This window comes from Chengkuizengella axinellae (genome assembly GCF_030730905.1).
Taxonomy (GTDB): domain Bacteria; phylum Bacillota; class Bacilli; order Paenibacillales; family KCTC-33759; genus Chengkuizengella; species Chengkuizengella axinellae.
Genome location: NZ_JAVAMP010000005.1, coordinates 109,375 through 136,126 on the forward strand (window position 1 = coordinate 109,375; position 26,752 = coordinate 136,126).

25 protein-coding genes and 1 riboswitch are annotated in these 26,752 nt (G+C 34.3%); of the genes, 3 read left to right on the forward strand and 22 right to left on the reverse strand.

All coding sequences use genetic code 11. The annotated features are described in order from the left end of the window. Positions 1-6 precede the first annotated feature (6 nt). Genes Q5Y73_RS12675 through Q5Y73_RS12685 form a run of 3 tightly spaced genes read right to left on the reverse strand, consistent with a single transcriptional unit; the run spans position 7 to position 3,369 of the window. Positions 7-627 carry a hypothetical protein gene (locus Q5Y73_RS12675; RefSeq protein WP_305992276.1) on the reverse strand — a complete coding sequence of 207 codons (621 nt, stop codon included), beginning with the start codon at positions 625-627 and terminating at the stop codon, positions 7-9. A 13-nt stretch (positions 628-640) separates the two neighbouring features. After that, the gene (locus tag Q5Y73_RS12680; RefSeq protein ID WP_305992277.1) at positions 641-2,605 is read right to left on the reverse strand and encodes an NAD-binding protein; all 1,965 of its coding nucleotides are present in this window, start codon (positions 2,603-2,605) and stop codon (positions 641-643) included. A gap of 5 nt (positions 2,606-2,610) precedes the next feature. Next, the gene (locus Q5Y73_RS12685; protein WP_305992278.1) at positions 2,611-3,369 is read right to left on the reverse strand and encodes a CBS domain-containing protein; all 759 of its coding nucleotides are present in this window, start codon (positions 3,367-3,369) and stop codon (positions 2,611-2,613) included. Positions 3,370-3,655: 286 nt separating this feature from the next. Between Q5Y73_RS12685 and Q5Y73_RS12690 the strand changes: the two genes are divergently transcribed. Next, positions 3,656-3,982 (forward strand): hypothetical protein, encoded by a 327-nt coding sequence (locus tag Q5Y73_RS12690; protein WP_305992279.1) that lies wholly within the window; start codon positions 3,656-3,658, stop codon positions 3,980-3,982. A gap of 25 nt (positions 3,983-4,007) precedes the next feature. On the opposite strand, the gene Q5Y73_RS12695 is transcribed toward Q5Y73_RS12690, so the two are convergent. The 4 genes from Q5Y73_RS12695 to Q5Y73_RS12710 all read right to left on the reverse strand — a co-directional run bounded on the left by Q5Y73_RS12695 (position 4,008) and on the right by Q5Y73_RS12710 (position 8,241). After that, positions 4,008-5,582, reverse strand: coding sequence for a DHHW family protein (locus Q5Y73_RS12695; RefSeq protein ID WP_305992280.1), 1,575 nt, complete (start codon positions 5,580-5,582; stop codon positions 4,008-4,010). Between the two features lie 12 nt (positions 5,583-5,594). Further along, the gene (locus Q5Y73_RS12700; protein ID WP_305992281.1) at positions 5,595-7,010 is read right to left on the reverse strand and encodes an MBOAT family O-acyltransferase; all 1,416 of its coding nucleotides are present in this window, start codon (positions 7,008-7,010) and stop codon (positions 5,595-5,597) included. Between the two features lie 171 nt (positions 7,011-7,181). Further along, entirely contained in the window at positions 7,182-7,625 is a 444-nt protein-coding gene (locus tag Q5Y73_RS12705; RefSeq protein WP_305992282.1) for a hypothetical protein, read from the reverse strand. Between the two features lie 169 nt (positions 7,626-7,794). Beyond that, complete coding sequence (locus tag Q5Y73_RS12710) at positions 7,795-8,241, reverse strand: hypothetical protein (protein WP_305992283.1); 447 nt, start codon at positions 8,239-8,241, stop codon at positions 7,795-7,797. 209 nt (positions 8,242-8,450) lie between these two features. Here Q5Y73_RS12710 and Q5Y73_RS12715 point away from each other — a divergent pair, with 209 nt between their 5' ends. Then, the gene (locus Q5Y73_RS12715) at positions 8,451-8,813 is read left to right on the forward strand and encodes a DUF6176 family protein (protein WP_305992284.1); all 363 of its coding nucleotides are present in this window, start codon (positions 8,451-8,453) and stop codon (positions 8,811-8,813) included. 136 nt (positions 8,814-8,949) lie between these two features. Here the strand turns inward: Q5Y73_RS12715 and Q5Y73_RS12720 are convergent, their stop codons facing one another. From Q5Y73_RS12720 to deoR, 7 genes are all read right to left on the reverse strand, one after another. After that, positions 8,950-9,876, reverse strand: a complete 927-nt coding sequence (locus Q5Y73_RS12720) for an MBL fold metallo-hydrolase (protein WP_371320207.1) — start codon at positions 9,874-9,876, stop codon at positions 8,950-8,952. Positions 9,877-10,247: 371 nt separating this feature from the next. After that, positions 10,248-10,697 carry a hypothetical protein gene (locus tag Q5Y73_RS12725; protein ID WP_305992286.1) on the reverse strand — a complete coding sequence of 150 codons (450 nt, stop codon included), beginning with the start codon at positions 10,695-10,697 and terminating at the stop codon, positions 10,248-10,250. A gap of 274 nt (positions 10,698-10,971) precedes the next feature. Further along, positions 10,972-11,148: a XapX domain-containing protein gene (locus tag Q5Y73_RS12730; protein ID WP_305992287.1), complete on the reverse strand. Its 177-nt coding sequence runs from the start codon at positions 11,146-11,148 to the stop codon at positions 10,972-10,974. Between the two features lie 22 nt (positions 11,149-11,170). Next, positions 11,171-11,842, reverse strand: a complete 672-nt coding sequence (deoC, locus tag Q5Y73_RS12735) for a deoxyribose-phosphate aldolase (RefSeq protein ID WP_305992288.1) — start codon at positions 11,840-11,842, stop codon at positions 11,171-11,173. Positions 11,843-11,875: 33 nt separating this feature from the next. Continuing rightward, positions 11,876-13,180, reverse strand: a complete 1,305-nt coding sequence (locus tag Q5Y73_RS12740) for a pyrimidine-nucleoside phosphorylase (RefSeq protein WP_305992289.1) — start codon at positions 13,178-13,180, stop codon at positions 11,876-11,878. Positions 13,181-13,380: 200 nt separating this feature from the next. Next, positions 13,381-14,595 (reverse strand): NupC/NupG family nucleoside CNT transporter, encoded by a 1,215-nt coding sequence (locus tag Q5Y73_RS12745; RefSeq protein WP_305992290.1) that lies wholly within the window; start codon positions 14,593-14,595, stop codon positions 13,381-13,383. A 275-nt stretch (positions 14,596-14,870) separates the two neighbouring features. Continuing rightward, positions 14,871-15,812, reverse strand: coding sequence for a DNA-binding transcriptional repressor DeoR (deoR, locus tag Q5Y73_RS12750; protein WP_305992291.1), 942 nt, complete (start codon positions 15,810-15,812; stop codon positions 14,871-14,873). A gap of 211 nt (positions 15,813-16,023) precedes the next feature. Here deoR and Q5Y73_RS12755 point away from each other — a divergent pair, with 211 nt between their 5' ends. Continuing rightward, positions 16,024-16,854 (forward strand): hypothetical protein, encoded by an 831-nt coding sequence (locus Q5Y73_RS12755; protein ID WP_305992292.1) that lies wholly within the window; start codon positions 16,024-16,026, stop codon positions 16,852-16,854. 5 nt (positions 16,855-16,859) lie between these two features. Here the strand turns inward: Q5Y73_RS12755 and Q5Y73_RS12760 are convergent, their stop codons facing one another. The 8 genes from Q5Y73_RS12760 to Q5Y73_RS12795 all read right to left on the reverse strand — a co-directional run bounded on the left by Q5Y73_RS12760 (position 16,860) and on the right by Q5Y73_RS12795 (position 26,072). Then, positions 16,860-17,660: an energy-coupling factor transporter transmembrane component T family protein gene (locus Q5Y73_RS12760; RefSeq protein ID WP_305992293.1), complete on the reverse strand. Its 801-nt coding sequence runs from the start codon at positions 17,658-17,660 to the stop codon at positions 16,860-16,862. Between the two features lie 38 nt (positions 17,661-17,698). After that, positions 17,699-19,144, reverse strand: a complete 1,446-nt coding sequence (locus Q5Y73_RS12765; RefSeq protein ID WP_305992294.1) for an ABC transporter ATP-binding protein — start codon at positions 19,142-19,144, stop codon at positions 17,699-17,701. 15 nt (positions 19,145-19,159) lie between these two features. After that, complete coding sequence (locus Q5Y73_RS12770) at positions 19,160-19,750, reverse strand: ECF transporter S component (protein WP_305992295.1); 591 nt, start codon at positions 19,748-19,750, stop codon at positions 19,160-19,162. A 60-nt stretch (positions 19,751-19,810) separates the two neighbouring features. Beyond that, entirely contained in the window at positions 19,811-20,500 is a 690-nt protein-coding gene (gene tenA / locus Q5Y73_RS12775) for a thiaminase II (protein ID WP_305992296.1), read from the reverse strand. Between the two features lie 89 nt (positions 20,501-20,589). Continuing rightward, positions 20,590-20,695: riboswitch (TPP riboswitch) on the reverse strand. Between the two features lie 169 nt (positions 20,696-20,864). Then, a complete protein-coding gene (gene uvsE / locus Q5Y73_RS12780; RefSeq protein ID WP_305992297.1) occupies positions 20,865-21,824 on the reverse strand; it encodes a UV DNA damage repair endonuclease UvsE in 960 nt (319 codons plus the stop codon). 148 nt (positions 21,825-21,972) lie between these two features. Continuing rightward, positions 21,973-23,775: a M3 family oligoendopeptidase gene (locus tag Q5Y73_RS12785; protein WP_305992298.1), complete on the reverse strand. Its 1,803-nt coding sequence runs from the start codon at positions 23,773-23,775 to the stop codon at positions 21,973-21,975. 249 nt (positions 23,776-24,024) lie between these two features. Beyond that, complete coding sequence (locus Q5Y73_RS12790; protein ID WP_305992299.1) at positions 24,025-25,479, reverse strand: aspartate aminotransferase family protein; 1,455 nt, start codon at positions 25,477-25,479, stop codon at positions 24,025-24,027. A gap of 23 nt (positions 25,480-25,502) precedes the next feature. Further along, the gene (locus tag Q5Y73_RS12795) at positions 25,503-26,072 is read right to left on the reverse strand and encodes a TetR/AcrR family transcriptional regulator (RefSeq protein WP_305992300.1); all 570 of its coding nucleotides are present in this window, start codon (positions 26,070-26,072) and stop codon (positions 25,503-25,505) included. Between the last annotated feature and the right edge of the window lie 680 nt (positions 26,073-26,752).

Sequence of the window (26,752 nt, forward strand, 5' to 3'; positions counted from 1 at the left end):
CTTTCGTTATATTGATTGATACGTTTTTTGATCAATATATCGACCTTTAATAGGGTTGATCTGAAAATCATCATTTCTAGGAGTATAAATTAAATAGGTTTTTCTATTTTCCAGTGATGAGGACAGCATTAAAGGTGCTTCAAAACCTTCAAATTGAAATCGTAAGATTTGAGCTGTACCACCTGGTTTTTCCAGCTGTTTATTACAGTCCCACAGCGCTAATAAAATATGACTGGTTTGAGCAATATAACTACCAACCATTTTGTATCCATCTAGTTTATTTTTAATCTGGTAGTGATGAATATTAGGGATAAAAACCGAATCAGAACGTTCCACAAAGTAATAGAAGCTCTGTTTCGACTGTTTAGTTTTAAAATCGTTTATGTAAATGTCTATGGCAAATGGTAGAGGAATCTTTATAGATATCCCATAACTTTCAGCTACTTTTGCAGCTAAACGATCTGCACCCTCTGCCAACGGAGTCTGTAATACAACACCTTGAGGATCATAAACCTTTAACACCTCTTGAAAAAAAAGATGAATCTCTGCTGTTACTGCCTCTACAGCATCCTCATGTAAGTTACGATGTCCTGTAATACCAATGATGAGTGGAGTGGAAGCAGACATAAAAATACGCTCCTTATATATATTTCACAATATAATAGTCTAAAAGATCCATGATTTCATATAAGTTTTGAACAGTCTTGCGATCATAACTTTGATAATCAATTTCTCTTAACTGATGAATAGATGTCAGATCATCATAGGGTACTAAGCAACCATGCAGCTTTTTGTCCTCATCCTTCACCTTTTCTTTTGTAACATGTAAATAAACATCCCACCCTCTCAAAAAGTAAAATGCATTCCAACGATTATGTTCTGCAGCAGCAACCCATTCCAGCCTATTATTTATTTCATGAAGGAATGCTTCTTTGGTTAGAATAACTGTATGATCTTTCAATGGGGTTTTCTTAGGAACTGCGTCTAATCCTAAAAGCATCAATTTTGTAAATGCATGATTTAATTGGTTACGATTAGATTCCTTCATAAAGTCAGATAACATATCCCAATTTTCCACCAATTTTACATGGTTATGATTACTTTTTAATAGTTGCTGTGCGTTTATTTGATATTTTTCATGTATTTTTTTAGCTAACAACTCAAATTCATTATTGATTACATAATTTTCATTTAATAAAGACTCATAATTACCAAACTGATATAATTGCTGGTATCGATTTGAATTAACATGAATCCATCGACTTATTTTGACTTCCTCAATCATTTTGATATAAATAGGGATGTCAGGAAGTTTTCTAGTTAAATTGATTCCTTCTGTCATATCCAGATAATCATTATTCAAACAAATGAAAGCATGCGTAAATGGTTGAGATTCCAATTGTATAAACTCATCTAATGAATCCACTCGAATATCAAAAACATGAAAGTTAAGATTAGCTGTCTTCGAACTAAAAGGATAATTACGATGCCATTCTTTCTCTACCTTAATAGCATCTTTATCTAAAATCGTAATGTGAAGTTGTTTTTGATGTATAAAATGACTTCTTTCCATCGCCTGAATAGCCACTTGTTGCCCTGATTGACCAAAACCTATAAACAATAAATGTAATGGATCAGAATCGTATTTCTTCACACGATCCTCGTAATTCAAATATAGGGGATGATCATTCAACAATTTCTCAGCCATTAATCGATGAACATTAAAGGTTTTTATTGAAAAGTTTACGGAGCTGTCTGTCCCATGTTTTAAATCAAATTCAAGATCTTCATAAAGTAAATAAGATTGCCTATGAGTTAAGTGTAGGATCACTTGTAATGAGTTTGGTTGATTCCGGTCATCATGAAAAAATTCTTGAATAGATAAAAGTTCATTTAAATTTTGAGAGTCATCTTCATGAAACACAATAAAGTGTTTTGCTCTTTTTAGTTTGCTTTTTTTAAATAATTGGTGGTCGCCATGCTTCCCAACAAATAGGATGACTCCTAATTCCTTAATATAATCCTTCTGTACCTCTGAAATATCTTCTACCAATAGAACAATCGGTTTTCGTTGTTTCCTTAAATTTTCGATTAGGATTTTGCTATATGGATTAATGCCAGAGATTACAATGTGATTTCCAAGCATCTGATACCACAATAGTTTCATAGATTGACCAAATAACTTATAAATAATTTGAAATAAAGTAGAAATGGTATACATCGCAGCAGACCATCTTGCGATTTCTATTGCTAAAGGATAACTAACAAATTTATCTCCACTTTTAGAAAAAACATTATCTACATCGAAAATAAATAAACGAAAAGAAGAATATATTGCATTCATAAAGGAATACTCTTCGATCGACAAATATTTAAATCCATAAAATCCTGTGGTTAAAGCAAGTAAAAATAAAAACACTTGAAATTTAAACTTTTTAAATAGTGGAATAAATAGGATAAAAACAAATAAAAAACAAATTAAGATGGTTGTTAAAACTTGATCAGGAACACCCACCATTTCATTACTAAAAAGGATGATACCTGATATGAAAAGTACACCTAATATATAATAAAAGACTCCTGCATATTTTCTTAAGTTTTTCATAAATTTCACCTTAATGTTTGACTAGCCAATGAAACAAATGTGTGATCAATTTGCACAAGATCCCATGAGGTAACAATGCCTATTGCTTTTTGTGTTTTCTTCCCATGTTCAGTGATGAGAATGGCTTCAAGCTTTTTATTATTTTCAAAACTCTTATCAAAAATTTCCTCAAGATCATAGATAGAATTTTTCCTACCCATAAAGTGAACATTATGCTCCTTTTCTAAGGGTAAAATGTCAAAAGCAGTAACATAATCTATAGAGATAGTGGTTTTTGTTATATTACGAGATAACCACTTCGCTATCCCCCCTTCTGTCAGAAGCCCAACAAATCCTTTCTCGTCATAGATGGGAAATTGAGAATAACCAACCCTATCAATGGTTGATAGTATTTCCCTTAAAGAAGATTGTGGAGTGAAAGATATTACAGGCTGAGAAGCAATAGATAAAGCATTGGGTGGATTAAGTATCAATTCGGATATGTGTTCAATATGTTCAACTACTTCTTCATGTGGTTCCGCTATGTAGAATCCTTCTCTAATTTTTTGGTGTACGATCGCATTTCTTAAATGTCCAAATTGCACTAGAGAATCATAATGAATTTTAACTGTTTTATGTCTAGATTTTGCTCTGTTTAATACTTCCCTATAAGGTGCATGTTCATTTGAACGACTTACTAAGCGAGTTAATGTATGGTGAATACGATTGAAGGCAGCCTCAAAGCGTTCTATCTTATTACTCATATTGGCTATAATATTTTCCATATTCCCTCCCCCTCTTATACTACAAAATTGATATAATTATATTAATTTATTGGTGAAATATACCTAATTTTAGATTTTTTTGTCTTTAATCATACGAATTATATCATATTTTTAGATCGTTTTACCTAGAATAATTTACCAATAGGCTAGAAGAACTAGGTTGAATTCATCCTGAAATGACAAAACAAAAAGGAAAAATTATGAAACCAGTTAAAGAATCATACGTATACATTTTTTATAGAAAGGAATATTGGACATTTATCAATAAAAAGAAGAGGTGCAAAAGATGAAAAAAACAATGATCGTTATGCTGACCATGTTGATTGAATTCGCTTTGTTATGGGGTGTATCTTTTACTTTGGGTTGGGCTTTGATCGACATTATATTTCTAGGGGGTTTAGCTATATTCGGGGTCATATGGTTGACTAAGGTTTCGGGCAACTTAGGTAAACAAGCAGTAAACGCTGAAGTGCGAGGGTGGAATGGTTTAAAAATAGAGGATGAGGGAGTAGACATAAACAAATTTAATCTCTCCCCTGTTTTACTTGGTGTTATTCTATTTTTAATCATTAGCTTGATAATCACGATTGTTCATTATTGGTCTTATTTTTAATTCATTTTTGCTTTTTAAATCAAATTTATTGAAGCTCTAGTTTTTCCTCAAGTACTCGTGTATATCCAGGATGAGAGGTCACTGTTGAGCTATTTAAAAATAAAACGTTGTTTATATCATTTTCTTTCATTAGTTCATATACGTTTCCAGTGTAATGTCTTCCATCTACAATATAAATAGCTTTATAGTGAGGAATGAGAAACGGGACCATTGCATTCGCATACGAATCTTTAATAATTAATATACTCTCGCCTTCTTGTTCGGTTTGAATTGTGGCCCACGAAGGATCTCCAGCTAAAAAGAAACGATACCCCCATTGATTGGGATGATATAATGCCATTGTGATTAAATCCCCACCATAGGACAAACGATAGGTATACTCAAGATTTGGTTTATAATAAATCAGCTTATCAGGATCATTTTCTAAATTGCCGTTTAATGTCGCATTATAGGTTGAACCTAAAAAAGTGCCATTGTCTGATTCTTCATACTGTTCTAGGGGTACAGGAGACTTTCCTATCTGTTCTATAAACGCTGTATACGCATAATAAGCACCAAGAGCTGTCCAATGATGATCTGTTCGAAAATAAATATACTCATTTTTATGTTGTTCTAACCTTTCATAAGCATAAATGGATTGGATGTGTTCATTTAGATTTTGATTTACATATTCAATGGCTTTGGCTTGTGAAGGGGCCATCTTGCGATATTTTTCATTATTTAAATATTGTATTGCAGTAGGAACCACTAAATTATAAATGTTTACATCATTCCCTACTCTAGCGCTAAATGCATTTAAAGCGTTTGCATATTGTTCTGCCGCTGATGGATTATAATAATATACAAAGACTGCTTGATTCCCAACGACTAAATAACTTCCTTGTAGTTGAGATTCTTCTTCTGTATGCTGCTCGTTGTCATTATTACTAACCTCATTTCCAGCTTCCTTTTCTTCACCTGCCTCCTCAACTTCATGGATTGCATTCTTATCTAACTCTTCACCTGTTTCGATCTCATTCTCCAACTCTCCATCAAGCTCTCCTTGGATTTGATCAGCGTTTGTTCCAAAATTGACTTGTGAATTTTCATCAGCATCTGCAATTGACTCTGAATTGACTTGCAGATTATTACCGCTATTTATTCCAACTAGATTTCCACCCATGTTGATATCATTTATTTCTTCTATAGTTTGGACTCCAACATCCGTACTGACAATGTGACCTCTGACTTCCGTTGTCTCGGACCCAGTAGAAGAAAAGACAGGAATAACCTCACTATCAAGAGACTCATGCATATTATTTCCGTTTGTAACAACCAAGGTTACTTCATCCTCACCAGAAAACCCCCTTAATCCATTAAGCGTTTTACCATAGGAAATAAAAGAATGGCGAAATATAAATTGATCAGAAAAATAATGCTCATAATCTTGAACATATTGCCCGGAAAATAAACTTTTCCAAGTAAAAGGAGGCTTTTGAGCCAATGATCTATTTTCTAAGTTTGTCACTACTTCATCATCAGAATGAAATATATTTAATAGAAAGAAAACAAGCAAAGTCCCCATAAACAAAATGACATTTAAATTCATTTTTCCCTTCACTGTGTCAACCTCCTAAAATCTAAAGTAGAGAAATGGATTATATGTACTTCCAACTAATAACGTTGTGACCATGATTAAAATCACAAAGTTAAACACAGGTACTGTGATATTGTCTGAAGTACCAGGATGCAACGTTTTTGGAAGGAGAATCAGCAACTTTTGATACCCCCATTTTGGCAGTGGTGTGCTTATTAGTATAGCTGCAATAAAAAACAATACATTGTTGTAAAAGTAAATTTCTACTGTTAGATCTACAAATGGATTATTATTTAATCCGAATAAGCTAGACATAAACTCAAACCCTTTTTTCATATCCGTGAAATAAAAAAATACCCAGCCGATCAGCATGATAAATGTCAAATAAACGTGAGCAAACCATTTAGGAAGTTTATTAAAAAGCGCAAATAAAAACTTTTTCTCCATCCAAATTAAAGTTCCAAAATATAAACCCCAGAACATAAAATTCCAGCTTGCCCCATGCCAAAAACCCGTTAAAAACCAAACGATAAATAAATTTCTTACATAATACTTACGACTTCCTCCTAAAGGTATATACACATAATCACGAAAAAAACGACCCAAGGACATGTTCCATCTGCGCCAAAACTCTGTTGCTGATTTGGATATGTAAGGATAATTGAAATTTTCAGGATATGTAAAGCCAAACATCTTCCCTAAACCTATAGCCATATCTGAATACCCGGAAAAGTCAAAATAGATTTGTAATGCAAATAAACTGATACCAAACCAAGCGCCTAAAACGGAAATCTCATTTGAGGGAGCATCTAAAAAGAGAGGAGCAATTTCTCCTGCTGTGTTGGCCAAGATCACTTTTTTCCCTAAGCCTATTACAAAACGATTAATGCCTTGACTAAAGTTAGAAAGTGAAAAAGTTCGATGATCCATTTCATGCTGAATGTCCGAATAACGAACGATAGGTCCTGCAATTAACTGTGGAAAAAGGGAGATATACAGCAATACATGGACTTTTGAAGTTGGGGCAGAAATGCTGCCTCTGTATATATCCACAAGGTAAGAAATCACTTGAAATGTGAAAAAAGAAATCCCAATTGGTAATCCTATCCCACTATAAGGGAGGTTCGAGTTTAATAGAAGATTTAGATTTTGAAGTAAAAAATCGATGTATTTAAAAAATATTAAAACACTTAAGTTGATCGTTACTGCTACAGTTAAAATATATTTATTGTAATGCTTCCCACGATGTTTATTTAATAGTTTGCCAAAATAATATCCAATGAAAGCACAAAATATTAAAAGGAGAACCCAAATCGGCTCACCCCATGCATAGAAAGTAAAGGAGGCTATGATAAGAATCCAGTTGCGATATAAGGTAGAGTTAAAAATGAAATATAGTAAAAATAATACGGGTAGAAAACCATAGAGAAATACTAGACTGGAAAAAACCAAATGTGTTCAACCCCTTTAACATGGAATTCTTATAGGGATATACATTCGATATATGGGGATGAAAACCCTTTTATAGGAACTTTCACCACTCTGAAATCAGAAATAAGATGAAACTTATTTCTGATTTCAAGGAGGCACTATACTAAAAAAAGGAAAATCCACTTTGGGAGATTAAACTGTAAAAACAGTTGCTGTCAGACTGCGAGAGCCAACAAATATACTTGGACCTTGTACCTGTGTACATCTAAGAATATACGTGTTAATTCCTGCAATCGGGTTTTCATCCAATAAAGGAAAGTTAGGAAAGTTATTATGTTCTCCATTACTCACTGCCTGATAATCCATTAAATCATTAATAGACCCGAGAGTAACTCCATTAGCTAATACCTCGAAAAGTACCTCAAAAGTAACTGAACTTGGGGTACCACTAGCTCTTACAGCAACTTGTGCCATTGAATCAATAGATACCTGTGTTTTCTCTGGATCTTTAACACACACTTCAAGAGTGAGTACATCCCTAGTACCACTACCAAGAGAAATTGAATCTGTTCCTCCATATGGATCATCTACTGAAACACTTACTCCTTCTACAAAAGGCCCCTTATTTAGTCCCATAAAAACGCCTCCTCTCCTAGTTAATTTAAACGTGCAATATATGTTATGACGGATGTTATGATTTTGCTTGGACGAATATCTCTAGGATTTCGCACAAAATATGTGCAAATATGAACCCTCTCCTTTTTTCTGATTCCAAAGGGGGCACCTAAAAAATATTCCTCAGAAATTAAACTGTAAATACAGTTGCTGTCAGACTGCGAGATCCAACAAATACACTTGGACCTTGTACTTCTGTACATCTAAGAATATACGTGTTAATTCCTGCAATTGGGTTCTCATCTAATAAAGGAAAGTTTGGAAAGTTATTATGCTGTCCACTGTTCGCTACTACTGCCTCATAATCCATTAAATCATTGATAGACCCGAGAGTAACTCCATTCGCTAATACCTCATAAAGCACTTCAAAAGTAGTAGGACCCGTAGCACCATTTTCTACAGCAATTTGTGCCATTGAATCAATGGATACTTGTGTTTTCTCTGGATCTTTAACACATACTTCAAGAATGAGTACATCCACAGTACCATTATTTAAATTAATTGAATCCGTTCCTCCATATGGATCATCTACTGAAACACTTACCCCTTCTACAAAAGGCCCCTTATCTAATCCCATAAAAACTCCTCCTATCTGCTTTAATTTCATCGTGCATTATATTTTATGACATATGTGATGATTTTGCTTGGACGAATGTCTCTGGGATTTCGCACAAAATCAATCACTGACGTGGTCACATTTGATCGATTTGTATGCCACCTGATTGACAGTATTCACCTATTGAAGTTAACATTAGACCAGACATAATGAATTGGAGGAATATTCAAATGAAAGTCAGATTAAATAAATACCGTATTAAAAGTGGAAAAACGGAGCGTGTGGATGAATGGATGGAATTCCTAAATCAAAACATGGATAAAGTACTTCTTATATTAAAAAATGAAAATTTACATATCGAAACGATGTTTCGTGAAAAAAGTGATGAGGGCGAGTATCTGTATTGGTACGCAGTTCAAGGAGAAAGTGAACCTGATGCAACCTTAACAGAAGATGAAATAACTAAAAAAAATGAAATCATCAAAAAACATATGGAATATTGGGAAGAGTGCATAGATCAGGAATATCAAGCTACACCTATAGTTACTGATGTGGTTATGGTGCCTGAGAATATTGAAAAGAATATGGTTTAATAAGGGGACTTGTTTAAATCAAGCTTGTTAAAGAATGAAAGTTATGAAACAAAAGCAAGCAAAGTTGTTTTCTAAGTATACGACTCTGCTTGTTTTCCCTTTGATGAATTTTTATATGATTCGTTAAACTGCATAACTATTCCTCTTTCCACCAGCTAGTATTCGGGTATTTATCAGAATGAATGTGAACCACTTCTCCTATTTTTGGAGTAGCAATCTTCACATTTCTCTTTATGGCTTCTGTAGTCACCCGAGTTATAGGGTCTGTCCACTCATGTAATGATAAGGTAAAGGCTCCCCAATGAATCGGTATCAGCATCTTCCCATTCACATCTAATTGTGCTTGAACGGTTTCTTCTGGTGTCATGTGAATAGCAGACCATCGCTCATCATATTGTCCACATTCCATCAAGGTCAAATCAAATGGTCCGTATTTTTTGCCAATCTCAGAAAAATGAGAGCCAAAACCGCTATCCCCACTAAAATATAAATTGGTGGTTTCCCCACTGATTACCCATGAACACCACAATGTTTTATTTCGATCATTTATATTTCTACCAGAAAAATGAATAGATGGCGTACATGCAATAGTGAGGTTATCAAATTGCATTTCATCCCACCAATCCAATTCATGGATTCTTTCTTTATCTACTCCCCAGCGTATTAAATGATTCCCTACGCCAAGTGGAACATAGAATTTCCCTACCTTATTCTTAAGTTTCCTTATTGTTCCATAATCTAAATGATCATAATGATCATGCGATAACAGAACAGCATCAATATACGGAAGGTCCTGAATTTCAATCGGTATTTTTTCACTGTAACGTTGTCCTGCAAATATCGGAAATGGCGTAGGTGCTTTTCCCAGCATTGGATCTAAAAATAATGTTTTCCCTTCAATTTCTACTAATACAGCAGAATGACCAAACCAAATCACTTTAGCTTTAGAATCGTTAATCAGTTGGTTCACTTCAATAGGTAAAGTTGCTGATGGCTTTCGATTATTTTTTTCAAATAAAAATTCTCTCATTAATTGGATGGACTCTCCTGTACTCATTTTCATTGAAGTTGAGATTGGATTTATAAATTTATTGTTATGGTAGTTTTTAGAGGCAGTAAACTTGTTAACTTGTTCTTTAGAGGGTTTCCTACCAAAAGGTGGGTAAAATAAGAAAAACGTTATAACAATCAGCACCACTGATATGATAATTAAATATAAAGATGTCATGATCTTCTCCTACGTAAGTTAATTATTTTAAATAAATGAAATGCAACTCTTAATTAATAAATTTACTATTTTCCCCATTTCAATATATCATTATAAATTTTTGTGATTTTAACATGACCAACAACCCTGCTTCCTTCTTGAAATCGAATCACCTTTACTACCCATAAGTTTAAATCCAAGAATTTTACAGAGTAGGTATGACTACCCTACTCTTCTTTTAAAGGAAAGATGGAAGTAAACAGATTTTTATCGTCAACTTCATCAAAGTATCCATTAATTTCTATATAAGGTGTTTCGATTAATAGATTTGGATCACTCATCCCTTCAAATGGAGTGAAAAGATTTAAAATGATTTGTTCATTAGGTTCAATGTTTGTTCTGTTTCCCGTAGCTTCTACCTTAAATTCATTTCCACTAGAACCACGTTCCGTTTTAATTGGATAAGAAAGATAAACATTGTTTTGCTTTAAATTAAATTCACTTTCATTAATGAGTTTAATAGAATAACTTACCCCATCCTTTAGTTCAACTTTTTCTATTAATTCAATTTTAATGCTTTGTATATCATTTAAGGTTGCTACAAATTCATCTTTGGCACATCCTGTAAATAATGAAATACTTATAAAGATGTATACAATGATTGATTTTATTTTCAAAATGTTACCCACCTCTTTAGATTTGTCGAGAAGCCAGAGAATATTTAACTATTCTTATATTATCAGAATTAGTGATGAAATTATAATTAAAATGAAGTCATAAAACGAGGCTGGGACATAAGTTGAAATCTAGCTGGTTTTTGTACAATAAGCATAATTAAAACCGCATGAAATCAAGGTTTATAAATTTGATTTCATGCGGTTTATTCATTTTTGCTGGGTTTTGTCCCAGCCTCTTCTTAACACTATTTTTTTGTCACTTCAATTAAATTTCCTAAGTCGCTGAAAAAAACTTAAATATATGTGTAGCTACAACGCCACCTAAGTAAACTCCAGCAACACCTACTACCCCAGCTAAAACAGGTGGAGCAGGCAGCGGAAGTTTGATCGCTTTAAACACAATCCCAATAATCATGCCCGCTAATAAACTCAAGATTATTTCTTTAAACATTGTATTGTCATCCTTTACTAAGTTAGTATGAATTGTTAGATGTTTGTCCTTGAACTATGGCTACTCCAGAGCTAGCGCCAATTCGAGTTGCACCAGCATTTATCATTGCCTCAGCATCCTGAAGGCTTCTAACTCCACCTGATGCTTTAACACCAATATCTGGACCAACGGTTTTTCTCATTAAAGCAATATCCTCTACTGTTGCCCCACCTGTTGAGAATCCTGTTGATGTTTTTACAAAGTCAGCACCTGCTTTTACAGATAAACGACAAGCACGTTCCTTTTCTTCATCAGTTAGGAGGCAAGTTTCAATTATAACTTTTGTTAAAGCTTTCCCTTTTGCAGCTTCCACTACAGCACGAATATCTCGCTCCACTAATTCATCATTTTTATCTTTTAATGCCCCGATATTAATGACCATATCCACTTCTGTAGCACCATTTTTAATTACATTCGTTGTTTCAAAAGCTTTTGTTTCTGGTGTATTTGCTCCTAGTGGAAAACCGATTACGGTACATATATCAACACCAGCATCTTTTAGTAGACTGCTTGCAGTTTCAACCCAAGTCGGATTCACACAAACTGATGCAAATTGAAACTCCTTAGCTTCTTCACACAATTTTTCAATTTGAGATTTTGAAGTTGTTGGGTTTAAAGCCGTATGATCAATCATTTTTGCAATATTTTTATTCATTTTCCATTCCTCTTTCTCTTTTCTTTTTTCTTATTATTTTACAATTTCTTTATATATTAGCGTAGGTGCTTCTACTGGTTTTTCCACAATAGAATAAGCATCATAGATGAGCTGGATGACTTCTTCTACTTTCTCAGAATTTGCGTGAATTGTCACTAGTGATTCACCAGTTTGCACAAAATCTCCAATTTTTTTCTTCAGTACTAGACCAACAGACAAATCAATTTCAGACTCTTTTGTTGCTCTTCCTGCGCCTAACAACATAGCGGCTGTTCCGATTTGATCCGCAATAATTTTAGAAATATAACCAGATGTCTTTGCCGCAACTTCTATTGTGTGTATTGCTGTTGGCAGCTTTGTTGGATCGTCAATAACTGAAGCATCCCCGCCTTGAGAAGTTAAAAAAGTTTTAAAAGCTTCTAACGCTGCTCCTGATTCCATCACCTCTACTAACATTTTACGAGCTTCCTCTGTATCTTTTGCTTTACCAGCAAGCATAACCATATGACTTCCTAATGTTAAACAAAGCTCATGGAGATCTTTTGGTCCTTTTCCTACTAAAGTATCAATGGCTTCCTTCACCTCTAAAGCATTTCCCACTGCAAAACCTAAAGGTTGACTCATATCCGAAATAATAGCCATTGTTTTTCGACCTACACCATTCCCGATATCCACCATCGCATCAGCTAAATCTGAAGCATCATCTAATTTTTTCATAAATGCTCCATCTCCAGTTTTGACATCGAGTACGATCGCATCTGCACCAGCGGCAATTTTCTTGCTCATAATGGAACTTGCAATTAATGGGATAGAATCCACAGTCGCTGTTACATCACGCAGTCCATATAAACTTTTATCGGCTGGTGTCAAGTTGGCGCTTTGACCAATGACAGCAATTTTATTCTCATTTACAAGTCTTACGAATTCATCATTACTTAATTCTACATGAAATCCAGGTACAGATTCGAGTTTATCTATTGTTCCTCCAGTATGCCCTAATCCCCTGCCTGACATTTTTGCAACAGGCACACCGACAGCAGCTACAAGAGGGGCAAGCACAAGTGTAGTTGTATCCCCGACTCCACCAGTACTGTGTTTGTCTACTTTAATTCCTTCAATTTCAGATAAGTTGATCACATCACCAGATTTAACCATGGCATCTGTTAAATATACTCTTTCGTCCTTTGTCATCCCTTGAAAAAATATGGCCATGCTAAATGCAGACATTTGATATTCAGGTATTTCTTTAGAAGTATAACCTTCAATGATAAAATCTATTTCTTGTTTGTTTAACTCATGTCCGTCCCGTTTCTTAGCTATCAGATCCACCATTCTCATATTCTATCTCTCCTCCTTGTATTTTTTAATTTTACTGATCAAATAAGGTTAAATAAAAGTTCAAAAAGTTCAGTTTTCAGCACTAAGGATTTTTCTTTGAACATACTTTTATTCATAAACCCTTATAAAGCAACTGCTTGGTTTCTGGGGCCGTAATCGGACTATCCATCCTCGAATTTTGCTCACTTTTTGGGGTATTTTTAAAATAACATTCCTGCAATAGATGCACTTAATAATGATGCTAACATACCTGCCATTACAGCTTTGAATCCAAGTTTAGCAATATCCCCTCTACGACTAGGCGCCATACCTCCAAGTCCACCAAGTAATATCCCAATGGAAGAAATGTTGGCAAATCCACAAAGTGCAAAACTAATAATCATCGCAGTTTTGGGAGTTAATGTGTCTATTTCAGGTCCAAAGAAAGAATATGCAACAAACTCGTTTAATACTAATTTCTGACCAATATATCCACCTGCTTGTACTGCTTCCTCCCAAGGAACACCGATTGCAAATGCGATAGGTGCAAATACATATCCTAAAATACCTTCAAGTGTTAAATTCTCAAAGTTGAACCAACTACCTATCCAACCAAGAAAACCATTAAATAATGCGATTAATGCAATAAACGCCAACAACATAGCTCCAACGTTCAAAGCCAATTTCAGTCCGTCACTTGCCCCTCTAGCAGCCGCGTCAACAACATTAGCAGATTCAGTATCCTTCTCCATTTTAATGTCGTCTCCGATTTCTGATTTCTCCGTTTCAGGCAACATTATTTTCGCAATAATAAGCCCTGCTGGTGCAGCCAAAAAGCTAGCCGCAAGTAAATATTCTAGTGGAACCCCTAACAATGAATACCCAATGAGGACAGATCCAGAAACGGAAGCTAGTCCACCTGTCATAACGGCAAATAATTCTGATTTCGTCATTTTAGCTATATACGGCTTTACTACAAGCGGTGCTTCTGTTTGACCAAGAAAAATATTAGCTGCCGCTGATAATGATTCTGTTTTACTTGTTCCTAATAATAATGATAGAAGACCACCAATAAATCTTATAATTACCTGCATCACACCTAAATAATAAAGAACAGATACGATTGCTGAAATAAATATGATGATCGGTAATACTTGAAAAGCAAAAACAAATCCAACTCCCTCTGACGCAAAAAGCCCTCCAAACAAGAAGTTAATTCCATCATTTGCATAACCTATAATGGAGTTTACAATTTCTGTTAGTTCCTGAAGCTTACTTCTACCGTATTCACTTTTTAAAACAATAAAGCCAATAAAGATTTGAATAAGGAGACCAACCGCAATGGTCTGCAATTTGATAGCTCTTCGATTGCTTGAAAAAATGAAAGCGATGCCAAAAACAACCGCTATACCGAATAATCCCCATAGTACATTCATTTGAACACCTCTTCTGTTGTATAGTTTGCTACTAAATCTGGAAGTTATGAATATTCAAATCACTTCTACACAGAGAATTATATCAGAAAATGAAATTATGTAAACACATAAATGAACATTTGTAAAAGAAGTTATTTCCAATCCAATATAAAATACACGAAAAAACCTCACAGTTCTGTAACTGTAAGGTTAAAACGTTTTGTCGAGAGTTTAAACGATAGATTCCGAGCCATTTTCACTTAAGGAAGTATATATGATTCATAACATATATCATTTTATTTCTTATCTAATAAAAATTGAGCTGTAAATTGATCCGTTACAAGAACATTTGTAAACCCGCCTTTGAGCGCTCCGTAAATTCCCTCAATTTTATGGGACCCTCCAGCGACCAAAATTGAATATTCCTTCTTTTTTAATTCTTCTAACTCAATACCAAGCGTTCTAGCATTTAATTCTTTACTGCAGATTTCTCCATCCTTATCAAAAAATTTAGAGCAAATATCGCCAACAGCTTTAGAATAAATCATACTTAAATCTTCCTCTGTAAAGTATCCAAGCCTAAATAATATAGATTCAGATTTAATCGGTCCAATCGTGTAAAGAGCAATGTTGGATTGTTTTCCTAATTCTAATATCCTATGAATATGTCGATCCGCTTCCATTGCTTGTTTTACAACAATATGATCCACAATTGCAGGCAGGGGCAAGTGATGAGGGGCTGTGTCAAATGCTTTACCAAAGAGATACAAGATTTCATTCGCATACGTATTTGTTTCTGAATGGCTTACTCCACCCTTCAATTGAACAACCTTCACATCTTTTATTGCTTTCTGCTTTAACTCCACAGCAACATGATGCATCGTAGTTCCCCATGTTACTCCAATGATATCGCCATCCTTAACAATTTCATGTAAATAGGACGCCGTTTTTTCACCTAAATACATTTTTATAATACCGTCTTCATATTGAGGAACATGAGTAACGATTGCTTTTTTTAGATTGAACTTTTGTTCAAGTTGAACGGACAAATTCTCAACATCTTCCGTTGGATCTGTAATTTTTATTTCAACAATACCTTCATCTTTTGCTTGTTGGAGAAGTCTAGAAATTGTTGGACGAGAAATACCTAATTGTTTAGCTATATCACTTTGGTTATAGTCCAATAAATAATACAGCTTAGAGACTTCTATCATTTTTTCCAATTTCTCTTTATCCATTTCATCACCTTCTTCCTTACAAAATTCTCATTTTTTTTCATTTTAACAAACTATGAGAAATATTTCATTGAAGTTAAACATTTTTTCCAAAACTAAATAATGTATAAGCTTATGGAAAGTTATTGATACTACACATGACAATTCTTTTTGAAAATCCTAAGAGTGATCTTCGAAAGTGTTATTAAATCCTTATTAAGGGGGGGATTTCATAATGAATATTACAATCTGGCCACATGTGATCTCCATGCCCATCTACTTTGGGATACTATTGTTTATCATCTCTTTTTTTCGAAAACATTACATACTTTCAGCCTATTTTTGGATCGCCATGTTATTTACATTCCCTCTATGGATGATTGGTGGTGTTGAAGGATGGTTTCGATGGGCAAAAATTTTGAGCGTCCTTATTCCAACCATTATCGTTGGCTTTTCTCGCATTGCTGTATATGAAAACAAAGAAGGTAGATTATGGAATACTTTAAAATCTGAACAATTTCTTTGGTTTTTCTATGGTATTTTATTTCTTAATATCTTAGAAGCAACTTTAAAAGATGCAACAATGGGAAATTATTATAATGCTTTAACTGGTTTTCTTCTTTGTGTTACTATCCCATTCGCACCTAAGTTTTGGAGAATTACAACTTCTAAGTATGGTGATTTAATTGCCTACACAACCGCTTCTTGGAACTTCCTTTACACTTCATGGAATGCTTGTTTCGTGTATGCAGAGAGTCCCATTTATTTCGCTAGTTCTTTATGTATCTTATTAGCTGCTGAAATATATCCTATTATTAAAAGACGTCCAGAATTATACATCATTGCTCGAATATATACTTTAGCAGCACATCTGGTATTAAGAGCCAGTTTTGATATTTTCCCTATGACTATGAACGCTTCCTCCTGGTTTAATCCCGATGTACTGCATATTTGGGGCCTCATTAATTTCATTTTAATTGTTCCATATTTGTTTTGGCATATGTGGCAATTACACTCTGGAAACTCGATAAAAAGCTTTACCCGTAATCGTGGTATGAAACAATAACAAAGTTACTTATACCTCACATCAGTAATAGCAAAATAAGGGTACTGCACACTAATGAAATACGCAGCTGAAAGCAATATCAGAAAATAAAGAACAAACATAATATCATTCCACGAAAAAGTGATTTTGTAATAATAAGTACGATTTTTGACTTGTGAAAATCTTTTTGCTTCCATCGCTACCGCTACTCGGTGAGCGCGACGAATACTTTGTGATAACATAGGAATAGAATATTTGCGAAGTACTTCATAAAACCCTTTCATTCCACGTTTGTGTTGTACACCTCGAACCTTCATCGCATAACGAATTGTTTGGAATTCCTCAATCATAATAGGAATAAGACGTAAACCTGCCAGAAAGCTGTATGCATATTTTGAGGGTATCTTTAATTGCTGCATTAGAGAATAAAAGAGAAAAACAGGTCTTGTTGTTAGTGCAAAGATGATACCCAATCCAGTAAAAATAAGTGCACGAAGTCCAACATGAATCCCTCGAAAAAAACTCTCTTCTGTAATATGAATAAGTCCCCATCCAAACCAAGTTGTATCTCCTTTTCCGAAAAATATCATCGGTATTGCAGTGGTTATGAACATGAATAACACTGGGATCAGGATCAATATCACTCGTTTAGCAGGCTGTCCGCTAAAAAGCAAAAACATAAAAAGAATAACAACCATATAGTTCATCATAATGTTGATATTATGAATGAAAAGAACCATAATAAACAACACTAAAATCACAATTAATTTAAAACTTGGATTAATTTTATGAAGCCAGGTTTCTTTATGTATAAAATCAAATTGCATGCTTTCTTCTCCCCACCTTCCTATTTAAGGTTCTTTTTTTATATTTCTTTGAAAAGCTGTTCAGCCTTTCCATCAAAAGTTAGTTTCCCCTCTTCAATCAACCACACTCTTGTTGAAAAATATTTTACGATTTCCATACTATGTGTAACCATAAAGACTGATGTCCCTTGTTTACGCCAATGTTCAATGAGCTCTAATATCTTAAACGTGTTTTTGGCATCCTGCCCAAAAGTCGGCTCATCCAACAACACTATTTTTTGTTCCTTTATGATAGCTGCCGCCACACTGAGTCTTCGTTTTTGCCCCATAGACAATTGATATGGATGTTGTTCCTTCTGTTCTTTTAAACGAAACTCGTTTAAAAAAGTCGTTACCTTTTCATCTATAGTTTGTTGATCTAACTTATCTATTTGCAAGGAATAAGCAATTTCATCATATACAGAGTTTGTTACAAATTGAAATTCTGGATTCTGAAAAACGAATGCGAGATCATTTGTTAATTTTTTTACTTTATCGACTGATCGCCCATCCACCTTATAATCTCCTGTTGTTTTAATAAGCTGCATCAATGAATGAAGCAGTGTACTTTTTCCTGCCCCATTTTCTCCAATGATTGCAATCCATTCCCCTGGAAAAACAGTAGTATCTTCTATTTCAATCTTAGGAAATTTCCCCCTATATCCTGTAAACTCAGATACAGAAATTAATTCATGATCTTTATTAGGTACGATTGGAGTTGTTTTTTGCTCTTTTTTTATATAATCTTTCCAAACACCTGGATACCAAATGCCCTGATCCATTAATTGCTGCTTATAGGTAGTCATGATATAATCCTTGGAACCATCAGCAATAATTTCTCCTTCCTCGTTAAAAAGAATAATCCGTTCAATAAAGTCCAAAACATGGTCTATTTTATGTTCTACAACAACTACTGTTTTATCTCTAGCAACCTCTTTAATGGTATCCCAAATTTGCTTTGTACTTTCTGGATCAAGCATGGCTGTAGGCTCATCTAAAAACAAAACATCAGGCTGCAAAGCCATGACGGAAGCAATCGCCAACCTTTGTTTCATACCACCTGAAAGTGTATGTATTAAAGTATGGATATCATCTAGTTCCAAATGAACCAAATCTAAATATTGTTGAATTTTATCCTGCATTTCACTACGAGGTGTTTGTAAGTTTTCCAACACAAATGCAATTTCCTCATCTACATAAGGCATGCAAAATTGAGTATCTGGGTCTTGAAAAACATAGCCCCAAGATTCGGGCGTAGTAATATGATCCGCTTTGATGGGGACTTCAATTGCATGTGGAATTAAACCTGATAAAACTTGAAGCAATGTTGATTTCCCACACCCTGATGGACCTAAAATTAATACTTTTTCACCTTCAAAAAAAGAAGAGGAGACATCTTTAAACAATAAAGATGAACTCCCAGCAAATTTTAACCGTAAGTTTTCTACATTAGCTATATGTGACATCTATGACACCTCAGGTTACTTATCCAACGCATCATAGTCTTCTTTTGATGCTGGACGAACTAAGTTTGTAACACCTGTTGCTTCTAAAGCTTTTACAAGAAAATAAGCAAATACACCACAAATGACAATGGCACTAATCGTTCTAAATCCTATCATTAACGCTAAATTCCAAGCTTCTAAATCACCGATATAACCTTTATACCAGTCAAATAACAAGGATGCAGCTGCAGATGCAGCTCCTGCAAGAGAAACAACTAAAATATCATAACGCTTATAACGTACTGCAAAAAATACTAATTCTGCAAAAAGCCCTTGTAAGAATCCATATATCAATAATTCTACTCCATACGGCGAACCCAAAATCAATGATCCTGATGCTGCTGCCAATTCAGCTAGTAAAGCAACTCCAGGTTTTCGAATAATTAAATAAGCAACCGTTGCAGCGATAAACCACATACCATAGCTTAATTGATCAATGTGTAGTCCCAAACCACCTAAAAACTCATAAAATGGAGTCCAAAGTTGATACACAATTCCAAACACAATGGCAATCACAAATGTAACTAATATATCTGTAAGTTTTAATCCTTTACTCATGTCATTCATCTCCTAGTTTTATTTATACTTCCCTAAAAACAATCATCATATTTTATATCTGATAAAAATTTAATATATTGTAGGTAACGATGATAAGTCCACGGGCCATGTCTCTTTTCGATAAGCCATTTCCCAAAACATGTACTCATACTGACTACTAATCAAATAGTTTTCTTTCATCCGTTCTCTGTCTGCTTCTGACACTTTTTCCGCCACATCATCTGTTAACTGAATTACCTCATTAACCAATTTACCAAACCAGTCTCCTCCATAAGTAGCTATCCACTCTTGATAGATAGGTTCATCGGGTATGGCATGTTTCTGCTTTTCACCTATTTCATAATAGAGCCAGTAACATGGCAATATAGCAGCCACTGTATCTCCAATTTGACCTGTATGTGCAGCACGATACAAATGTGAAACATAAGCATAAGCTGAAGGCGCTGGCTTAAAGCTTGCTATATCTTCTTCAGAAATATCCAATTGCACGAAAAAATGTTTATGCAGAGATAACTCTGCTCTATTCGTTTCAACTGCATGTGATGCCATGCGGCTAATCGTATGTAAATCATCAGCTTGTGCAGCTGCTATCGATTGGATTCTTGCAAAATGACTTAAATAATATGAATCTTGTAAAACGTAAAACCGAAAACGATCCATAGACAGCGTTCCGTCTGCTAATCCAGCAACAAATGGATGATTAAAGCTAGCTTCCCATATAGGGTCTACTTCTTTTCTTATCTGCTCAGTAAATTTCACCACGTTCCTCCTTTCCAAGATGATCAAAACAAAAAAACCACTCTACGCCAGAGTGGGATTTAGACAAATATAAGTAAGTTTTAAAAAAATACTGCATTCATCCACTTTCCTACGCTAGTATTAGCTAGATCAGGTACAAGGGTTAAGGCTGTTCGGCCCTTCTCAGCAATTTTATTTGCGCCCCTAGTGGTTACTATATTAAATTCAAATAATACATTACTATAGTTTATTTAATTTAACAAGGAAAATGATTTCCACTTCTAACAGCTATAAAGAAAATCTAACTTTCAGTGGGAGTTTTCATATACCTATTGAAAGTTAGACTAATACAGCAAGTACTGATATGAAATTAAAGAAACCACTTTCAAATCTCAATAGTCGACTGGTTGATCACCTTTACTCCGTCTTCTTCTTTTAAATCACGCATTAATTGAAACAATGCATCATCTTTCTTTTTGGCTTCAATCATAACGTCTATTTGACCTGTTTTATTTGCTATAGGACGTAAAAAACCTAATAAAAATTGAGGATCCACATAATCTGAATGACCTCTTGGATCTTTTTCGCTTTTAGGGCTTGAAACATGGATTTTAGGAGGGATATCTTGCTCTGACCAAGTATTTTTAACTCGAGGCCATAACTCAACTGCCTCCTCTCCATCATTATTAACCCAGTGGTGATGAATGTCCAACACCATTGGAACCGACAACTGTTCACAGGTCTCTAATGTTTCTTTTGCAGTGAATGTTTTATCATCATTTTCTAACGTGATTCTTCGTTTTACATTTTCCTCAAGACCTTTAAAGTTTTTAATAAAACGTTCAATACTTTTTGGTTTATTGGCGTATGACCCACCTATGTGTATATTATATTTTGCTCTTTCATCCAACCCCATCGCTTCCAACATAGATAAGTGCTTTTGTAAATCAAGTATGGAATTTTTTAGAACCTCGGCTCTTGGGGTGCTAAGTACTGTAAAGTGATCAGGATGAAAACTGACACGCATTTTATGTAATTTTACATAATCCCCTACTTCTTTGAATTTCTCATTTAAAAAAGGAAAGGGATCCCAACCTTTCAGCATTTCATGTCCAATCAAGGGGATCAGTTTAGAGGAAAAGCGATACAAAGAAATGTCATGTGCCCGATTGTGATATAAAAGCCTGAGTGTATTTTGTAGATTTTCTTCTGCTATTCTTTCCAGCTTTCGAATCGCCGCTTCACGATCCTCTATTTTTTTAAAGCTGGTAGCTGTCATTGTTTTTGAGGGTGATGCATTTTTCACAATGACTGACATTGCAACATATCCAAAACGTACAATCATGATTATCCCTCCAGCAGCATTTTCAACACGATTACAGGAATTTCAGTACCATGATCCATGATAAAGATCAACCTAATATACAGTGTTTAACCATTTATATTGTTAATTTGTCCAACTGGAGGGAATATCAACCAATTTATTTTATTTGTTAGTTAGATGAAGTTGTTAACTCTAAAAACTGCTGAATATCTGCAGCAATCATGTCCATTGCATTTTGCCAAAAATCTTGTTTTTTTAGATCTACATCTAAGTGCTTCTGTGTTAACTGCTCAATCGTCATTTTTCCAGTATCACGAAGTAAGTCATTGTATTTCTTTTCAAACACAGTGCGGTTTTTTAAAGCATAAGCATATAAACCTTGACTATATAAATATCCAAATGTATACGGAAAATTATAAAAGGAACGATCCGTGAAATAAAAATGTCTGATCATCATCCAGAAAAAATCACTATAATCTTCTAGATATCCCTGATACGCATCTTTCTCTGCTTTAACATATAAATCATTGATATGTTCAACCGTTAGACTACCTTTTTTTCTGAGTTCATAAAATTGCTTTTCAAACTCAAATCTTGCTTGAATATGACAAAGATAAGAAACAGAATTTTGAATTTTTTGGTCTAACAGAGCAATTTTCTGTTCTTTTTTTTCTGCAGATTCAACCATCTCATTTGCTACGATCGTTTCTGCAAAGGTTGAAGCCGTTTCAGCTATGGATGTAGGATACTTCTGACAAAATGGTGGAATATCATCTAAAACCATCTGTTGATGAAAAACATGTCCAAGTTCATGCGCTAATGTTCTTAAGCTTTCTGGTGTACCATGATAGCTCATAAACACACGGCTTTGTTTGGTTATTGGAAATCGAGCAGCAAAACCCCCAATCGCTTTCGTACTTCTAATTTCAATATCAATCCATTTTTCTTCAATGGCTTGTTTTGCGCTTAAAGACATAGATGAACTAAATTTACTAAATAGGTTTATGATTAATTCGGCTGCTTCCTCATAAGAATAATGTTGCGTAGTTTTAATATCTAAAGGAGAAGATACGTCAAACCAGTTTAGTTTTTCAATCCCTAGATATTGTGCTTTTCGTTCAAAATATGCCTTTATTATGGACTTGTTTTTATTTATCACGCTCCACATCATATCCAATGTTTCATAAGATAATCTGTTTTCTCTAAGTGGAGTGGTTAAAATGGAATGATCTTCTTTATTTCTACGTTTATTAACCTGCAATCTAAAACCAGCTATGTTGTTAAATGATGCGGCAAAAATATCTGCATGCTCTTTACAAGCTTGTTCCATTTTCTGAGCAATATGTTTTCGAGTTTTGCGATCACTTGAACTAATTAGTTTGTTATAAGCTTTTCCAAGTGCTAGTGTTTCAAGTTCTCCATCTAAATCGACTTTTACATTTACTTTGTTAATCGTTGATTGATAGAGAGAATACCATGCGTTAAAACCACTTACAGAAAGATCATTAATTAATGATTCTTGATCTAGAGGAAATTTTGTTTTTGCATACTCTCTCATTTTATTTAAGGGAAAAGCAATAGATTCAATCTCAGAATGAATGATCAGTTCATTCCAAGTATGTTCTGATATATTAAAAAGCTGCATTTCAAAATCATTTTCTAAAGTTTTATAACTAGAGGCTATTCGGTCTGTGCGCTCTTTAAGAAGTTTTGCTTTATGATCTTCCACATCATTAGAGATTAAGCAAATGACAAATTCCTCTACTTCAAACAATCTTGCATATATATCTTGCACTCTATGAATCGTTTTAACCCAATCTTTTATATCCGTTATCTGCTTTCTTTTCAATTCCTCAGCTTCATTCAAAATATCATTTTCTAATTGTGTTAAAAATAACTCTAATTGTGGAGAATTGCTGCCTCCATCGAAAATAGAGTCCAGATCCCAGCGTTGATTTAAAGTATTTTTCATTATCACATATCCTATCCTATATTTATTCTTGGTAACCAGATTTCATGGAACTTTAGATTTAAAGCTTATCTTATTTCCGGATTTTTTATTTCGGATTCCAATAGGTTAATTATACCAAAAACCAGAAACGAAACAAACATATGTTCTATTGATTGATGCAATTATGTTCCTATTCATAAAATAAAAAGAAAGAGCATTCATTCCATATAAGATATAAATGCTCTTTCTTTTCTATTTCATTCTTAGATACTAAACACCCTCGATTTTTTGAAATACACGATCAAATCGCTCTAAGGCATCGTCGATGACTTCGTCTGTATCTGCTAAACTAGTATATAATCTACTTCCTGCAAGTGTAATGATGCCTTCTGCTAAATAAGCCGCTCCCATTTCTTCCATCATATGTTTCCGCTTTTTTATCTCTCCTAAAGCACTGATAATATTGATTCCTAGTTTCACAAACATGGCAGCAGCTGTTTCTAAATGACAAATTGATCCTTGATTATATGCTACAAAAGGTAGATTATATTTATCTATGATTTCATTAAGACCGGCTGTTAATCGATCACCAGCCCTACCTGCTGCTTCACATGCATTTGTTTTTTCAATCTCTTTAATTGTATAGTATCCTGCGAGTGCACTTATTGGATTTGCAGCTAATGTTCCTCCAACATAAGCTCTTTTTTTCCCGCTTTCAAGTCCAGCTGCTAAACGTGACATTAAATCTTTTCTTCCTCCAATTCCTCCTGCTGAAGGATATCCGCCTGCAATCACCTTACCGAAAATCGTTAGATCTGGCTTCACATCAAAATATCCTTGTGCTCCACCTAATCCCATTCTAAATCCAGTAACCACCTCATCAAAAATGAGTAAAGTATCAAATTCATCACACAGCTTGCGAACTTGTTGGTTATATTCCTTATATACAGGTCTAGTTCCGCTTTCAGGTCCTATTGGCTCTACAATCACACAAGCCGTTCCACCTCTTAGTTTGTTCAGTTTCAACTGTCTTCTCAAGGCACTAATATCATTTGGTTTTACTTCTTGAGTATGTTTTGTACTCGTTCTAGGGATTCCATGTGCTTCAAACCTGCGAGTACCTGGTATTTTCAATCCATATACCATTTGGTCACTCCAGCCGTGGTATGCGCCTCCAATTTTGATCACCTTTTTTTTGCCTGTAGCCAATCTGGACATGCGAATCGCTGCCATCACGGCTTCCGTTCCGCTGCCCAACATTCTATACATTTCGATGGAAGGCATATGTTGATTAATTAATTTTGCCAGCTTGTATTCATATTCATGAAACAATCCTGTAACAGGTCCACAATCATGAATGAGCTCAATCACTTTTTCCCTCACAGGCTGATAATTGTTCCCTAATATAATCGGACCACCTGACTGAAGAAAATCTATGTATTGATTACCATCAATATCCCATAAATAGGCTCCCTCTGCTTTATTAACCACAATAGGAAAGGGAAAATTGAAGGCTAAATTATGCTGTACTCCCCCAGGTATGAAGTTTTTTGCTTCTGTTACCATCTCTTTTGATTTCGCACATCTCGTATTAAAATAATCTAAAACATTATCCATTTCTTCTCTTTTGACTGGTCTTATAGGCTGTTTCATCAGGTGATCAAGCCCAGCATAAATTTTTTCAGTATTATGCCAGCTTGAAATCGCATAACCTCTTTTCTCCATTGAAAACACACCCTTCTTTAGAATCAAGTGATTTTATATACTTTAATTCCATGAAAAACCAACTGCAAACCTCTTTCCAATTCCTCTACTGAACCCAAAGTGTTTCCTTGTTCAAGCCATTTGAACAACACGCCATAATAACTCCCCATAAGTAATGTAACAATATCAATGAGGGAATAATCATCTGTAATTTCTCCTTGCTCTTGGCCTGTTTGCACTATTTCTCCCAACAGATTTCTTATTTTTGAAAATGGAGATTCTGTAGTTGCTTCATTAATCATCGTCGTAAAAAGAACTCTTCCTGTAAGTTCCAAGTATGGAATCGAGTCTTCTAAAAGACGGATCATAATTTTATTTATCTTTCCAAATGTATTTTCAGATTGGAATTTCTCATCCTGCAGTAATTCCAATACATCTCCCACTTCTTCCTCAGCAATACCAAGCAATAAGCTTTCTTTGTTTGGAAAATGTTTGAAAAACGTACTTTTCGCAATATCCGTCATTTCAGTAATTTCTTCAATCGATGTATGTTCATATCCTTGGTCACGAAACAAACGTCGTGCAGATTTTAAAATATTTGCTGTCGTTTCCATCTTTTTTCGCTCTCTTCGTGATAATTGAATGAGTTTCCCCTCCTTTAAAATCTACAAGTGTAAGGGCATCGATTAATGATACTCCTAAACAAAATTATTTCAAGATAACAAATTACCACTATACAATGAATAAAACCTGTATTATACTGTAAGATATATCCATTATACACCAGTGTTTTTTTATATTCCATCATTATTTTATATTTAAATATAAAAATGTACTCGAGTACATTTTATAATCATTCTCATTAGTACGGATTAGATTCCAGCAACAATAATTCATATTTATAGAAATTTTTAATTTTTCATGTTTTTTATTAAATCAAAAAAGCTAAACTTTGTAGAATGTAATACGCAATAATAATATAAGTCTATTAAAATAAGGGACTTATTCCCCAATTTTTCAAGTCATGAAGTGTAAATCTCGATAATACAATACCAACCTACGAAGAAATTCATCATTGTTCAATATCTCATCACATCGTGCTATTTCATATACCAATCCCTATGAATCCGGCATGAACCACACACAAACATCAACAATCTTTTTAATCTTTCAATCACTCTTATTTACTAAAAACAAACTTGTTTAATAGACAAATCATATTTCAAATCAAGATGAATATGAAAGTAGTACACATCATAGATTTTTCAAATTGATAATAAATACATGGGAGGTT

What these genes read in the sequence shown, in the direction of transcription:
- Q5Y73_RS12675 (WP_305992276.1), bottom strand. Translation starts at nt 627, where the DNA reads ATGTCTGCTTCCACTCCACTCATCATTGGTATTACAGGACATCGTAAC.
- Q5Y73_RS12680 (WP_305992277.1), bottom strand. Translation starts at nt 2,605, where the DNA reads ATGAAAAACTTAAGAAAATATGCAGGAGTCTTTTATTATATATTAGGT.
- Q5Y73_RS12685 (WP_305992278.1), bottom strand. Translation starts at nt 3,369, where the DNA reads ATGGAAAATATTATAGCCAATATGAGTAATAAGATAGAACGCTTTGAG.
- Q5Y73_RS12690 (WP_305992279.1), top strand. Translation starts at nt 3,656, where the DNA reads ATGAAAAAAACAATGATCGTTATGCTGACCATGTTGATTGAATTCGCT.
- Q5Y73_RS12705 (WP_305992282.1), bottom strand. Translation starts at nt 7,625, where the DNA reads ATGGGACTAAATAAGGGGCCTTTTGTAGAAGGAGTAAGTGTTTCAGTA.
- Q5Y73_RS12710 (WP_305992283.1), bottom strand. Translation starts at nt 8,241, where the DNA reads ATGGGATTAGATAAGGGGCCTTTTGTAGAAGGGGTAAGTGTTTCAGTA.
- Q5Y73_RS12715 (WP_305992284.1), top strand. Translation starts at nt 8,451, where the DNA reads ATGAAAGTCAGATTAAATAAATACCGTATTAAAAGTGGAAAAACGGAG.
- Q5Y73_RS12720 (WP_371320207.1), bottom strand. Translation starts at nt 9,876, where the DNA reads ATGAAAATGAGTACAGGAGAGTCCATCCAATTAATGAGAGAATTTTTA.
- Q5Y73_RS12730 (WP_305992287.1), bottom strand. Translation starts at nt 11,148, where the DNA reads ATGTTTAAAGAAATAATCTTGAGTTTATTAGCGGGCATGATTATTGGG.
- deoC (WP_305992288.1), bottom strand. Translation starts at nt 11,842, where the DNA reads ATGAATAAAAATATTGCAAAAATGATTGATCATACGGCTTTAAACCCA.
- Q5Y73_RS12740 (WP_305992289.1), bottom strand. Translation starts at nt 13,180, where the DNA reads ATGAGAATGGTGGATCTGATAGCTAAGAAACGGGACGGACATGAGTTA.
- Q5Y73_RS12745 (WP_305992290.1), bottom strand. Translation starts at nt 14,595, where the DNA reads ATGAATGTACTATGGGGATTATTCGGTATAGCGGTTGTTTTTGGCATC.
- deoR (WP_305992291.1), bottom strand. Translation starts at nt 15,812, where the DNA reads ATGGATAAAGAGAAATTGGAAAAAATGATAGAAGTCTCTAAGCTGTAT.
- Q5Y73_RS12755 (WP_305992292.1), top strand. Translation starts at nt 16,024, where the DNA reads ATGAATATTACAATCTGGCCACATGTGATCTCCATGCCCATCTACTTT.
- Q5Y73_RS12760 (WP_305992293.1), bottom strand. Translation starts at nt 17,660, where the DNA reads ATGCAATTTGATTTTATACATAAAGAAACCTGGCTTCATAAAATTAAT.
- Q5Y73_RS12765 (WP_305992294.1), bottom strand. Translation starts at nt 19,144, where the DNA reads ATGTCACATATAGCTAATGTAGAAAACTTACGGTTAAAATTTGCTGGG.
- Q5Y73_RS12770 (WP_305992295.1), bottom strand. Translation starts at nt 19,750, where the DNA reads ATGAATGACATGAGTAAAGGATTAAAACTTACAGATATATTAGTTACA.
- uvsE (WP_305992297.1), bottom strand. Translation starts at nt 21,824, where the DNA reads ATGATTGTACGTTTTGGATATGTTGCAATGTCAGTCATTGTGAAAAAT.
- Q5Y73_RS12785 (WP_305992298.1), bottom strand. Translation starts at nt 23,775, where the DNA reads ATGAAAAATACTTTAAATCAACGCTGGGATCTGGACTCTATTTTCGAT.
- Q5Y73_RS12790 (WP_305992299.1), bottom strand. Translation starts at nt 25,479, where the DNA reads ATGGAGAAAAGAGGTTATGCGATTTCAAGCTGGCATAATACTGAAAAA.
- Q5Y73_RS12795 (WP_305992300.1), bottom strand. Translation starts at nt 26,072, where the DNA reads ATGGAAACGACAGCAAATATTTTAAAATCTGCACGACGTTTGTTTCGT.